At 58.7% G+C, this 12,932-nt stretch carries 8 protein-coding genes and 3 pseudogenes; 6 read left to right on the forward strand and 5 right to left on the reverse strand.

All coding sequences use genetic code 11. The features are described 5' to 3' along the window. Positions 1 to 272: 272 nt before the first annotated feature. From F6X39_RS05020 to F6X39_RS05035, 5 genes and pseudogenes are all read left to right on the forward strand, one after another. Positions 273 to 695 (forward strand): TonB family protein, encoded by a 423-nt coding sequence (locus F6X39_RS05020; protein WP_187615799.1) that lies wholly within the window; start codon positions 273 to 275, stop codon positions 693 to 695. A 296-nt stretch (positions 696 to 991) separates the two neighbouring features. Beyond that, the gene (locus tag F6X39_RS05025) at positions 992 to 4,018 is read left to right on the forward strand and encodes an ankyrin repeat domain-containing protein (protein WP_187615800.1); all 3,027 of its coding nucleotides are present in this window, start codon (positions 992 to 994) and stop codon (positions 4,016 to 4,018) included. 94 nt (positions 4,019 to 4,112) lie between these two features. Continuing rightward, positions 4,113 to 4,295, forward strand: a pseudogene (locus F6X39_RS36555) (LysR family transcriptional regulator); the annotation flags it as partial. A 469-nt stretch (positions 4,296 to 4,764) separates the two neighbouring features. Continuing rightward, entirely contained in the window at positions 4,765 to 5,001 is a 237-nt protein-coding gene (locus F6X39_RS05030) for a hypothetical protein (RefSeq protein WP_187615801.1), read from the forward strand. Positions 5,002 to 5,311: 310 nt separating this feature from the next. After that, positions 5,312 to 6,115 (forward strand): transglutaminase-like domain-containing protein, encoded by an 804-nt coding sequence (locus tag F6X39_RS05035; protein ID WP_090811454.1) that lies wholly within the window; start codon positions 5,312 to 5,314, stop codon positions 6,113 to 6,115. Positions 6,116 to 6,393: 278 nt separating this feature from the next. Here F6X39_RS05035 and F6X39_RS05040 read toward each other — a convergent pair whose 3' ends face one another. Together F6X39_RS05040 and F6X39_RS36560 are read right to left on the reverse strand one after the other, a co-directional pair. Continuing rightward, positions 6,394 to 8,844 carry a glycoside hydrolase family 15 protein gene (locus tag F6X39_RS05040; protein WP_187615802.1) on the reverse strand — a complete coding sequence of 817 codons (2,451 nt, stop codon included), beginning with the start codon at positions 8,842 to 8,844 and terminating at the stop codon, positions 6,394 to 6,396. 6 nt (positions 8,845 to 8,850) lie between these two features. Further along, positions 8,851 to 9,354: pseudogene (locus F6X39_RS36560) on the reverse strand (hypothetical protein); the annotation flags it as partial. On the opposite strand from F6X39_RS36560, the pseudogene F6X39_RS05050 reads away from it, so the two are divergent. Continuing rightward, positions 9,354 to 9,834: pseudogene (locus F6X39_RS05050) on the forward strand (IS66 family transposase); the annotation flags it as partial. The pseudogenes F6X39_RS36560 and F6X39_RS05050 overlap by 1 nt on opposite strands. Positions 9,835 to 10,208: 374 nt before the next feature. On the opposite strand, the gene F6X39_RS05055 reads toward F6X39_RS05050, so the two are convergent. Genes F6X39_RS05055 through F6X39_RS05065 form a run of 3 tightly spaced genes read right to left on the reverse strand, consistent with a single transcriptional unit; the run spans position 10,209 to position 12,924 of the window. Then, positions 10,209 to 10,985: a hypothetical protein gene (locus F6X39_RS05055; protein ID WP_187615803.1), complete on the reverse strand. Its 777-nt coding sequence runs from the start codon at positions 10,983 to 10,985 to the stop codon at positions 10,209 to 10,211. Positions 10,986 to 11,003: 18 nt separating this feature from the next. Beyond that, on the reverse strand, positions 11,004 to 12,587 hold the full coding sequence (locus F6X39_RS05060; protein WP_187615804.1) for a class I tRNA ligase family protein: 1,584 nt from the start codon (positions 12,585 to 12,587) through the stop codon (positions 11,004 to 11,006). A 1-nt stretch (position 12,588) separates the two neighbouring features. Then, positions 12,589 to 12,924: a cupin domain-containing protein gene (locus tag F6X39_RS05065; protein ID WP_187615891.1), complete on the reverse strand. Its 336-nt coding sequence runs from the start codon at positions 12,922 to 12,924 to the stop codon at positions 12,589 to 12,591. Positions 12,925 to 12,932: the final 8 nt, after the last annotated feature.

Genomic DNA, 12,932 nt, shown 5'->3' on the forward strand with positions numbered 1-12,932 from the left:
ACCACGGGAAAGCTGCAATCGGGGAGGTCCTTACCAATTCGTTGAGAATTCCAACGTCACCTCTGTAAAACGTTCATCGAACTGGTGCTACCCGCCACTTTGAGACGTTCGACACGCACAGGTAGGTCGTTGAAAATCGTGCTGTCTCAACGAATATAGGACCAGTGCTCGGGGTAATATCTCTTCCGAAACACCACAAAGCGGGCCAGATGCAACGTTGCATCTGGCGAGACGCCACCATCAAGTATTGACTGGAAAGAGAACAGATAGCCGTGAGAAAAGAATCAGTCCTGCTTGCGATTACCGCGATGCTGCTAAGCGGTCCTTGCCGCCCGATTGAACCTGACGGATCGGTACCGCAGCATGGCGCCTCGCAACCTTCCGCAGCGGCCATGTCGGAGTACGCGCTCGCGGTCCGGAAGCGGATATTGCCCGTCACGAATGCCTTGGTGACCGACGGCGACAAAGCCACTGACGCTGTTTTTCCCGTGGAGATCGACGCCGAAGGTAACGTGTTATCAATTACCGTGAAGACCTCAAGTGGTGATTCAAGGTACGATAATGATTGCATGGAAGCGATAAAAAAAGTGGGATTACCCAAACCTCCCCAAGGTATGCCGTTGAGATTGAATCTTGTTGTTCGCACCTTTCACCGTATTCGCGATTGGGTCTACAGGCCCGTCCATGCGAACTGAACCGAGGATCGTGTCGCACGGGTAGCCGTCCACGGCGTCTTTCTGATGCAGATGCAAATTTGGAACGTCTGCTAAGCGGTTCAGTGAGGGGCCGTTGTGGGTCGACATGAGCCAAAGCGTATCGGGCAGTAGACGGCCGGAACCGGTCATTCAGCATGAGGAAATACCCTGTCGTAGGGCGTCCGGTCCAGGTCGGATAACCGCCGTTCAGGAATGACCGGAAAACTTGCTATAGAGGTTGGCAGGCCAGGCGGCCATGAGAGAATTCTTGTTCGTGCACTTGTCCTCATCGCCTCATGAAGATTCTCGAATACACAGGCTTCGACACTTCACGCGTCAAGGCCAGCTACGACAAGGTGTCCGCGGCCATCGCTCGCCACGACTTCCGGGCTGCCCAAGTCAAGAAGCTCGCCAATCTGAGCCACGGCAAGTTCTACCGGGCGAAGCTGGATGACGCCGACCGGCTGTTGTTCTCGCTGGTGCGCCACGGGGATGAAGTCTGCGCACTGATGCTGGAAGTGATCGCCAATCACGCCTACGATAAGTCACGTTTCCTGCGCGGCGCGGCGATTGACGAGAGCAAAATTCCAGACGTCAGCGCTGATGACGCCATCAGGGAGGCGCAAGCTCTACGCTACCTTCATCCCGAGCGTACCGGCATTCACCTGCTCGACAAACCGATCTCGTTTGATGACACGCAGGAGACCATTTACCGACAGCCACCTCCCTTGGTTGTCGTCGGCAGCGCTGGCAGCGGCAAGACCGCACTGACGCTTGAAAAGCTCAAGCATGCCGAAGGTGAGGTCCTCTACGTCACTCACTCCGCCTTCCTGGCGCAGAGCGCCCGCGACCTTTATTACGCCAACGGTTTCGAGCATGGCGCTCAGGATGCCGTATTTCTGTCCTACCGGGAGTTTGTCGAGTCGATCCGTGTTCCGGCAGGACGCGAGGCTAGCTGGCGCGACTTTGCGGGCTGGTACTCGCGTATACGGCAGAACTTCAAGGATGTCGATGCCCACCAGGCTTTCGAGGAGATTCGCGGCGTGATTGCCGCCGGGTCGGGCGGTGTCCTGTCGCGCGACGAGTATCAAGCACTGGGGGTGCGTCAATCGATCTTTCCCGTAGAACGGCGCGACCAACTCTACAATCTGTTTGAGAAGTATCGCGCCTGGCTGGCCGAGGCAAAGCTCTACGACCTGAATCTGGTCGCCCAGGACTGGCAAGCGCTGGCTGCGCCGCGCTACGACTTCGTGGTGATTGACGAGGTGCAGGACATCACCACCGTGCAACTCGCGCTCGTGCTGAAAACCATGAAGAAGCCTGGCCATTTCATGCTCTGCGGGGATTCCAACCAGATTGTCCATCCCAATTTCTTTTCCTGGAGCCAAGTCAAGAGCCTGTTCTGGAAGGACCCGAAACTGGCCGAGCGGCAGGAATTGCGCGTGCTAATGGCCAACTTTCGCAACGGCCTGGAGGCCACTCGCGTCGCCAATCAGTTGCTCAAGATCAAGCAGCGGCGCTTCGGCTCCATCGACCGGGAGAGCAACTTCCTGGTCCAGGCCGTCGGCGGCGAGACCGGCCAGGTTACGCTGATACCCGACAAGGACGCCACCAGGCGCGAACTGGACCAGAAGATTCGCCAATCCGCCCGGTTCGCCGTCCTGGTAATGCGCGATGAGGACAAGGCCGACGCCCGCAAGCACTTTGCCACGCCGCTGTTGTTCTCGATCCACGAAGCCAAGGGTCTCGAATACGAGAACATCGTGCTCTACCGTTTCATCTCGGATCACCGGGGCGAGTTCAACGACATTGTCGAGGGCATCGCCAAGACCGATCTGGCGGTCGAGACACTGGATTACAAACGCGCTAAAGACAAGAGTGACAAGTCGCTCGAAGTCTATAAATTCTTTGTCAATGCCCTGTATGTAGCGCTGACGCGCGCCATCAAGAACATCTACATGATCGAGTCGGACACAGGGCATGATCTGTTCGGGTTGCTGGATCTGATCGTCGGCCAGACCAGGATCGAGGCCAGGCAATCCACGCTCGAAGACTGGCAGAAGGAAGCACGCAAACTTGAACTGCAGGGCAAGCAGGAGCAGGCGGAGGCCATCCGCCGCACCATCTTGAAGCAGGTCCCGGTGCCGTGGCCGGTGTTCGATGAGGCCAAGGTCAGGGAACTGCTGATCAAGGTCTTCCGCGAGCAGTCTCCGGGCAACAAGGGCAAGCAGCAACTCTTTGACTATGCCACCTGCTTCGATGAACCGCAGCTCGCCGAGTGGCTGGCAGTCGAGGCGAAATTCGAGCAGGCACGAACCTTTGATCAGCAGCGCGCGGTGTTCGCCCGCAAGAGCTACGTCCCTTTCTTCGCCAACCGCTTCAAGGACATCCTCAGGCAGTGTGACCAGCATGGCGTCGATCATCGTCTGCCAATGAACCAGACGCCGCTGATGGCCGCAGCTGCTGCAGGAAATGTGGCGCTGGTGGAAGCCCTGCTGGAGCGCGGTGCCGACCGCGATGCCGTCGATCACTATGGTCACAATGCCCTGCACTGGGCTTTGCGTCAGGCATTTGGCGATGCAAAGTTCGCTGCTGGCCCGCTGGCGGCAATCTATGAATGCCTGGCTCCGCCCTGCATTGATGTCAGAGCGGGCGATCGCTTGGTCCGCATCGACCGGCATCTGTCTGAATATTTTCTGTTCCAGACCCTGTGGGTATTGTTCAAAGCACGATTCAGCAAGATACGAGGCAATACAGACAGCGCGTTCCAGACCCAAATCATCCTCGATGCCTGGCAACACTTACCCGCTAACATCGCGCGGCCAGAGCGCAACAAGCGCCAGCATCTTTCTGGCGTGCTGGCGAGGAATGAAATCGACAGAGACTATGCCTACAATAGATCCCTGTTCCTGCGCGTATCCACCGGGCGGTACCAGTTCAATCCCAAACTCGCTGTGCGTCGCCGCCAGGGCGAAGAAGAAAACTGGGTCCCGATCTACACGGCACTCAACCTCCCGTTGATTAGCGAGTTTGCCTACAACGACGGCTGGATCAGCACCTGGGACAATATCGACAAGCTTGTGGTCCTTGCTGGACTGCCTGAACGAACCACACCGATCGCGGCTGAACGCTTCGCCGAACGGCAAGCGGCCAAAATGAGGGAGCTGGACGAACGCAGAGCCAATCAACTTGCTGCCAAAGCACGCATTCGTGCAGCCGCCGAAGCCACCCAGAACAGAGCGCCACGATGGGGAACAAAGGAAGCTAAACGGCTTGAAATAGTACGTGTGAAACAAGAAAGCGAAAGACGAAAGAAGGGGTGACTTGCCGATATTTCTTTTGGGGCGGCTTTCGGCCCCTCAACTGTCGTTCGCTCAGCGATCCGGGCGGACATTCGAAGATCCGCTTCGCTCAGTTATCGCAGCCGGCAGGCTTACGCATTGGGGTGATCTGGATGGCCCTGACATCGCACTATGGGCGCTTTATCCTTCGCGGCGCTTGCTAAGCCCTCGCGTTTCCGCCTTTCTCGATCACATAAAGGAAGCATTCCCCCTGGGAAAACCCGAGGAATTGGCTGGATTTATAGGATCGGAACCGTGAGACCGGTGCGGACCACAGGTCGCTCTTACGTTGAGTGCTAACGGCTGCGCGCCACCGCGTATGACCATCTCGTGTCATCGGGAAGCGCGCGGCAAGGCATGGGCTTCCCAGGACCGGGCCATCGGGCACAAGTCGGCCACAAGCCGCCCTTCACGGGGCAAGCGAAAGTCGGGAATTGCGAATTCAGGTACCAGCGGCTCACGGTCGAAGGGTCGGGGAATCTTGAAGCATCTGGTGCAGCCGGAAAGAACGCATCTCGCGGCACCCGGTCCCTTCCCGACGCTCGGCACGTCTGTCAGGACCATCAGTACTCGGGGCGCAGTTCAACCAATAGGCAATTGCCGTCTCGAACGCCTCTGCAAGCAGAATTACGACGCCGGTTACCGATCTCGTACGGGATCAGCGCCTGTAGCCGTATGAACCATGCAACGTTCGCGTGTTAGTCTCCGATAACGACATGGAGCCTTTCATGCAACGAATGATCACCTATCGTGGCTTCGAGATTCACGTCGAGTTGACTCCGGCTGCGGAGGACACGTTCAACGTGACTGTCCAGATCAAAGGCGGTACCAACCTCGAAGTGCTCGGCGCGCGGGGGGGCCGGGTCGCGCTGCGCAACGGCCCTTTTACTGAACGATGGGCCTACCTGGTTGGGGAGGTCGCCGGTCAAGCCGCAATCGACCTGCTGCTTGGCCCGACTGGCTGATTCCATTCCTGTTTCGCCGCCTCGACACACTCACTCGTCCCGCCGAGTACGGTCACTAGCTGCGTTCGACGTCGCACGCACGACGGTCGTCGCCGTTGAGAGCATTGGCGTCAGGCCCAATCTCTCATCGGGAGACGGCGTTCATTTCATTTCAACAGACCATAGGGCCGCTCAGGCCAGGTAGCGGCGATTGTTTTTGAATGCGAGCGTGACGCCCGGCGTCGTGGGATCATCTGTTGTGGCTGTCTCGGGCCGCACGCCTTTGAGTTGCCAGCCCCAACCTCCGGGATCAGACGAACAGGATAAATATATGAAGCTTCGCGTCGGATACGAACTGTCGTACGAGTGCTCACAACCGACGCCGATGATGCTGATGCTGAACACGCACTTTTCGCATGCAAAGGATATTGTCGAGGCAGATCTGCTCGTTACCGATCCGCCGGTGGCGACGAGGCAGTACCGCGACTTGTTCGGCAACCTGTGCACGCGGATAATCGCGCCCGCCGGGCGTGTTGGCTTGAGCACGACCGCGCTTCTGAATGTGCCAAATGCGATGGAAACGCGTCCGAAAGACGGTCGGGGCCATCCAGTCGAGCAGTTGCCCGACGATACGCTCGTTTTCCTATTGGGTAGCCGCTATTGTGAAACCGATTTGATGGTCGACGTCGCGTGGAAGGTTTTTGGACAGTGCGCGCCGGGCCGCGAGACTGTTCTCGCAATCTGCGACTTCGTGCACCGGCATATCGCATTTGATTACCGGCACGCGCGGCCGACCAAAACCGCAGCGGACGTTTACCGCGAACGAAGAGGCGTCTGCCGGGACTTCGCCCATCTGGGCATCACGCTATGCCGCGCCATGAATATTCCGGCTCGCTACTGCACCGGTTATATCAGCGATGTCGGTTTGCCCCCCGTCGCAGCGCCGATGGATTTCGCGGCGTGGTTTGAGGCCTACGTAGGGGGTAGCTGGCAAACCTTCGATCCGCGTAACAACGCACCGCGCATCGGGCGCGTTTTGATGGCATACGGTCGCGACGCCGCCGATGTTGCGATAAGCAATGCGTTTGGGGCCGCCGTGCTAACGCACTTCAAGGTGCATTGCGATCAGGAATAACCGCGCACAACTGGCCATTGCTGAGCCGACGGGGAATTTTTGGATCCGCTCCCGGTAACGTAAGCATTTGGACCGCGCTGGCCTAATTGATTGCGCGCCTGAGCGTCACCGCGTCGTTCACCCGTTTGTATCGCTAACAAAAGCGTGTGAAGCGAGCAAGCGGAAAGCTTTGAACCTGAAAAACATGACCTTGAGCGACGCGGCGCCCATCGCAAGCCAGATGAAGTCGTGTGTTTCTCCATGACAGAAGCAATTGTCTGCCGTTGGCGACGCATTGCTTAGGATTGGAGGGCGACGGAAAAATTCTGCCCTTGCCACGTCTGACTCGAGGTCCAGAAGAAGGTGAATGCAAGCGATGAACCGGCCTGGGCTGCTTGCGTGACCAGATCGACGTAGTAGATGCCGAGCGCCGTTGTGGTGGCTTCGCTGTCCTCCGACGTGGCCCAGTCGTCGATCGTCCAGCGCAGGCGGAAAGGCGCAGCCAAAGGGATCCGAATTGTCGTGGCGGCAGGAATCGACGGCAGCGGGCGGTTGAAGTTCCAGATTTCGATATTGCTGCGAGCGCGCGGCGCTGGACCGGGCTGAGACTGATAACGGTCGGCGACGACTTTCAGGTGGTTAAAGACCTGACCGTCCGAAGCGGAGCGAACGAGCTTGATGTATTCGGCGTGGGCCCACGCGAGCGGCATGGCAGAGCCAGTCGGCCCGCCAGTGACGAAGGGCGGGTTTGCCAGATCGGGCAGATCCCACACTTGCTCGGGAAGCAGACCGCGCGTTCCGGCGAACGCCTCGAGAGCGCGGATATAGGGGGTGGGGTCGCCACCAGCGGCCAATTCGTAATGACCGCGTTCGCCAGTGAGCAGCGGCCACGGTCGACCAACGCCGAAGGTAGCGCCGTCGTACCAGTCCTCGCCGAGATTGCCTTGACCATAACCGTCGTGGTTGTATCGGTAAAAGGCAGGCCCCTGCGGCAGAATTTTTCTGATTACTGCATCGACTACCTTGACCGAGTTGACGATGATCGGATCGTTCGCGGCGCGAATGCCATAGCGCACCAGTTCGAGAAAACCCGCGTCCACGATGGTGTTTGCGTTGTAGTCTTTCTTCCAGACGGTTACTTGGGCGGTATTTGGATCTTCTGGAAAATTGAAGACGCCATTGACGTGCGTCGGCAAGATTCGAATGTAGTGCTGCGTCACGCCCGGAACCGGTGAGCCTTCCGCAGCGACGCACCATGTCTCTAGATGCGATTCCAGAAAATCCGCGTATTCGAGCAGGAACTGGGCGGTGCTGGCGTCCGCGCATTTAGTAGCCGCACAGACTAGCGCCGCGATGTTCGATGCCAGTGTCGAAGGAGAGTATCCTTCGAGTTCTTCCCATCGTTCCTGCTGAGTCATGGGGCCGTTCTTGATCAATGCGCCTGCTGCGGCCAGCACCATGCCGGTGGGATCGAACTGACGCAGCAGACCGGCTTCGCTCAAGTGATAGGCCAGAATGATTGGAAAGGAATATTCGTCGAGCTGCGAGGCATTGTCCCGCCAAGGCTCGCCGTCAATGAAAAACTTTTGCGGAAAGCTACCATCCGCCAATTGCGACGCAGCGAGAAACATCAGCCCGCGTAGGGGTGCATCCTGCGCGCCCGCGGCCAGCAGCGCGAGTGCGCTTTGGCACATGTCACGCGGCCAGACCATGTGGTAGCCGGCAGCGAGGTCCCGCATCGTCTGTCCCCACGGGATGCTCAATGAAGCCACCAGTGCGCCGTCGGCCGTCTTGTCCTCATGCGCGAGCAACACGTTGCGGCTCATGTTGAAAAGCGCATTGCCATCGCCCGTAATGTTCGCCTTGGGCTGGAACGGGTCGCGAACAGCGTCGTTCCAGCCCTGGATGAATGCTTGCTTGTGGCTGTATGGGTCGGCGGGTCCGTCGAAGGGGTAGGCCAGCGCCTCGGATACGGCGGTCAGCGCCTTGTTGGGCGTGCTCTGCGTAATCGGCGTCGGTTCGTCGACGCAAAACGCCAGTGCCAGAACGAATTGATTCTGCCCTGCGCGGTTGATCTCTGCCGTCACGGCGACGTATCCGTCCTTTGCTGCGTCGTAGTTCCAGACCGGCAAGCGCTTGTTTGCGATGATGTCGGTCCAGCCATCGTTCACTCCCACGAAGCCGCAACTCGTCGTGCCGAAGCCGCAGTCGGCGCCCAGCGCGAGCCAGTAATGGTCACGCGTCGCGACCAGGCGATCGCCATTTGCGGTGCTGACGCGATGCGCGGTGTTGCCAGCGCCGTATCCCGCCATGTGAGGTGTCAACAAGGCATAGACGTGCAGTTTGTTAAGAAAATCCTGGTCCCCCTCCAGTGTCGTGCGAACCAGCACGCAGGCCGAACCCTTCTCGGCTATCACGTCCTGCACGACGGTGTAGGGTTGCCCTTTCGCCTGGGATGTGAGCCGGCAGGATAAGGCGGGCGGCTCCGGCCATTCGCATCGATGGTCGAAGTCCTTCTGCGCGTCGTGATAGAAGGTCGACCCGTCGGTAATGATCAGCTGGAAGTCTCGTACCTGAGGGGTGTCGACATCCGGGAAGTAGATTTCCGTGAGGATGCCGCCTGCTGTCGTGTACCAGACCTGGCTCGACAGCGAGTACGCCGTTCCGACGGCGTCTTTGTCCGCGCGGCTCCAGTTCAGCGGATTGCCAGGTGCGCCCGGAGCCGGATTCGATTCAAGCAGATTTGCCATCGCATCTCACTCCATATCTTTGCTTCGATCGATCAGAAATCCACGTGATGAGCAGAAGATGCTACGCATTGTAGCTATCGAGGATAGCGCTTTTGACGTGCATAGAGAGGCACACGTGGTTTTTAGCACCGAGCCTCCCGGGCTCTGATGTGTCCCCATGACTGCCGCATTCCAGTCCTCGAGCGTCACTTCGCGCAGCTTCCTCGTGCCAGGCAGCCGCGCCTTCGTACGCACGGGTTCACCGCGGTTCGTGCGTGACGGTGAGCCGGATATCCGGCAGTTGTCGCGCTGCGCCTGCAGTGCCTGGGCTACCTTCAGCGCATGACCAGGACGCTTGTGCTTCATCACCGCGCCCTGGTCGATCTCGGTAAGCTTGTCGTACTGGACACAGGGCAGCGCGACACCATCGGCGCGGATCTCGAGGCGTCCGTCCGGATACTCCCACACGTCGATATAGCGGTGAATCAGCCTGCGGTTGGCCGGCGTATCGTCAAGCAGCCAGATCACGCGACAGCAGGACGAAGACCGGCCGGTCTGGGTGTATGTGCGCGATGATCGGCCCAGTGGCTCCGTCGAAGCTCCGGCGGTCTGGTTTGCCTATACACCGGATCGTCGCGGCGAACATCCGCAGCGGCATCTTGCCAACTTCAAGGGCGTGCTACAGGCAGACGCGTTCGCGGGCTATGCGCAGCTGTACGTGGGGCGGTCAGATTCAGGAGGCAGCATGCGTGGCGCACGCACGTCGAAAGCTGCACGATCTGCACGCTGTCCGGCCATCGCCGATCACCGGCGAAGCACTAAAGCGTATTGGCGCACTCTATCGCATCGAAGAGCACATTCGAGGCAAGCCGCCCGAAGAGCGGCGGCGCATCCGCCAGGCACACGCCGTTGCGCTGCTTGATGATATCCAGCGGTGGGTTCGAGGCGACGCTTCTCACACTCTCAGCGAAATCGGACACCACCAAAGCGATCCAGTACTCGTTGAATCGCGATACCGCTGATGCAGAGATAGCGTATCAGCACGACCGCGATCGACACGATCAGCAGTTTTCTCACTTGCTCTCCTGTTTCGATTTTGGTCGGAATCCCATACCGTTTACATCGGGTAGGTCTTGATGTTGATATCGGCTGCAGAGCGATGACGTGCTGATCGTACAGAACGCACAGGAATTGACTGGTTCCGAGACACGCGCGAAGGGGGTGTCTGCCTATATAACGGACGGATCCTGAGCGAAATCAGTGACGTAGTGCCATGCCGAAAAGCGTTCGTCGACTTGTTTGCGGTAGAGGGCGGCGCAGTGGATGTCTTCGCTCGGCCTACGCTTGTACATCTCGCACCGACTATCCGTAGTACTTGGCATTCTCTAGCCACGCCGCTTAAAGCGCGTCGATGTCAGAAGGCTCGCATGCGCATCGTCTATCTGAGCCAAGCCGCGCTCGATCAAACGCGGCTGGAGATAACTGAAGCTTAAGCGTACACGGGCTGCACCGCTCGGTCCGTGGTGCTTTCCTTCGACGAGTTTCACATTGTGCTTCCGGCGCACCTCGCCGACCAATTCGGCGGAATCGACGCCTTCGGCAAGCGAGACCCAGAACGAAAATCCACCACTCGGAATCTCGTAATCCGGTTTGCAGAATCGGCAGGCCTGTAACAGCCTATGCATTGCGTCGCGCTTGCTCCGGTAGTGCGTCCTTAGGTGTTCGACGTGAGCGTCCAAAGACGACGACTGCAATAAGGCGAGCGCCATATTGCTGACAATGGGACTCACACCTCCATCGCATTTCAGGTGGGCCAGGCGGTCGACAATTTCCGGCTCGGCCAGCACGACGTCTCCTGGGTCGATAAAAGCATCGGCGAGCAGTTGCAGGGCTTGTGAAGCGCCGTTCGTCAGAATGACATTGCCACGCGCCATCCGGTACCTTTGGCTAAGCTGTCCGCGCAGTTCGGGAAGGCCATAGGCGTCGGTGTACTGCGGTAGGTCGGAGATGCTGACGCCCGTCTCGACGGAAAGCGGGTCCGGCCATTGCAGGCGGGCGAACGTCAAAGGATCGGGAAGCCCATAGGCGAAGTTGACTGTGTCCTTGCCTGAGGTGTAGTCGAATACCCCATAACTGAGCGAAGTGCGACTGCGCATCGACATGACTGGCTCCATCGTTGGTTACGCGGCATCGACGGCGCGCTGGAAGCGCGATTGATATTGGCGGATGAACGAGTCGGCAATCGGCATTCCGAACGGCGGAAATTCGGCCGTCGCTCGGGGAGGCGTAGCCAATAGCGTGGCGTTTGCGCCGAGTGCCGGTGTCCAATTCTCGCCAAAGAACACGTTTCCATAGCGTTCGGCCAGCACTGGCATCACGGGATGGAGCATGCTCAGAAAGACGGATACGTGCACCGGCCGCCACGTTTCCGGGCTCGTGCCGAAGCCCGTCGCGACGAAGTATTCGTCAATCAGATCGAGGGCGTTCCAGAAGCGTACCTGGTCCATCGCGGTGATATAACGTTGGACTATGTCGTCGTGCGCCGGCGTAAGACCGCTTCCATCGACATTCGCCGAGTGCAGTGAATCGCGGCGGAGGGCGCGTTCCCACGCAAGGATGTCCGAAGCCGACCGGATCAGTTCGCCGATCTGGAAATCGTTATTGTTGGTGCCGAACGGCTTGGCAATCCGAGCGAGCGCATAGCGCAACACACTCGGGTCGACCTGCCGGGATACTTCGTCTGCCCAGAGTGCATGGTCGCGGCTGGTCGAGAATTTCTCGCCCTCCAATTTATAGAAGTCCTGGATCGAATGATTTGCCGGAAGCGGGTAGCCGCGCGCAAGCAGGCTGCCAGTCACGCCGATGGTGTAGTAGAAGCGGTTATCCTGGCCCATGAAAAACAGGAGGCGTGTATCGGGGTCGCGCATCACGGTGTCGTAGTTGACCTCGTCGCGCGCGCACTGCAAGCGGATCCCCGTCTCGAAACACCAAAGCCCTTCGAACCACGTCATCAACGATTGCCCCGCAATCTTCGCGGGTGCTTCAAGTGTCACACCCCGGTCGAAAATGCGCGACATAGGCAGCGGCCGCAATTCGTCACGCAACCATGCACGCGCTTTACGCTGGATCGTTTGATCCCATTCACTCCCCTTGATCGCATCGTCAAGCATGGCTGCCATGCGAGGGATGTCGAAAACCGCCTGTTCGATGGGGCGAAGCGATAGCGGTTTGCCGCACGACGTGTGGACTGGCGCTCGCAACTTCGAGTGCTGTTGCGCCAAACCGCAGTTTTCGCACAAGTTGCTGTCGGTGGACGCATCGCACGCGGGGCAGAGGCCGACGGCAAGCGAATCGGCCACGAACTCGTCACAGTTTTCGCAGTAGAGTTGATGGCCATCACGCACATCAATGTAGCCTGCAGCTTCCAGCTCGCGAAAGATCTTCAGACTGTTCTGCTTGTGCGTAGCGTCCGTTGTTCTGATGAAGACATCGGGCTCGATGTGCATTGCCCGCAAGCAATCCATTATCTCGTCAATATGCAACTGCGCGACTTCGTCAATCGGACGACCGAGCTTGCGCGCCTTCACTACCATATAGGTGCCGTGCTCGTCCGCACCTGTGACGTGGTAGGCGCGGTGACCTCTCATGCGTTGAAAGCGAACGAAAAGATCGGTGAGCAGATAGACCCCGCCGATATGGCCGAGATGCAGCTTGCCGTTCGGGCAGGGCGGTGCGGAACAAACGAAAAAAGTGCGTGTGTTCACGTTAGTCCCACCATATCGATAGAAATTTCAGGCTCGCCGCCGGATCGGCATTGCGAATCGCGTGCTCCTGATTCGGCTCGATATAGAGCAGCGTTGAATCTGCGACTGGCCGCGCCTGACCATTCACCTCGAAGACTCCCTTGCCTGAAACGAGTACCCACAGTTCATGCTCGGAATGGGAGTGCAGATTGACAGCGCCCGCCGGCACGACCTCAATAATCGACGTGCCGAACGCTGTTGTCAGGCCAGCGGGCAGATGTTCGAGCAGCCGGCAAACAAGAACGCCGTATTCCGGCCGCATCATGGATGGGTCAATCTGCTTTGTGTACACGCACATCCTCCGGT

The sequence above is a fragment of the Paraburkholderia sp. UCT2 genome, assembly GCF_014397665.1.
Classification (GTDB): Bacteria; Pseudomonadota; Gammaproteobacteria; order Burkholderiales; family Burkholderiaceae; genus Paraburkholderia; species Paraburkholderia tuberum.

What these genes read in the sequence shown, in the direction of transcription:
- F6X39_RS05025 (WP_187615800.1), top strand. Translation starts at nt 992, where the DNA reads ATGAAGATTCTCGAATACACAGGCTTCGACACTTCACGCGTCAAGGCC.
- F6X39_RS05030 (WP_187615801.1), top strand. Translation starts at nt 4,765, where the DNA reads ATGCAACGAATGATCACCTATCGTGGCTTCGAGATTCACGTCGAGTTG.
- F6X39_RS05035 (WP_090811454.1), top strand. Translation starts at nt 5,312, where the DNA reads ATGAAGCTTCGCGTCGGATACGAACTGTCGTACGAGTGCTCACAACCG.
- F6X39_RS05040 (WP_187615802.1), bottom strand. Translation starts at nt 8,844, where the DNA reads ATGGCAAATCTGCTTGAATCGAATCCGGCTCCGGGCGCACCTGGCAAT.
- F6X39_RS05055 (WP_187615803.1), bottom strand. Translation starts at nt 10,985, where the DNA reads ATGTCGATGCGCAGTCGCACTTCGCTCAGTTATGGGGTATTCGACTAC.
- F6X39_RS05065 (WP_187615891.1), bottom strand. Translation starts at nt 12,924, where the DNA reads ATGTGCGTGTACACAAAGCAGATTGACCCATCCATGATGCGGCCGGAA.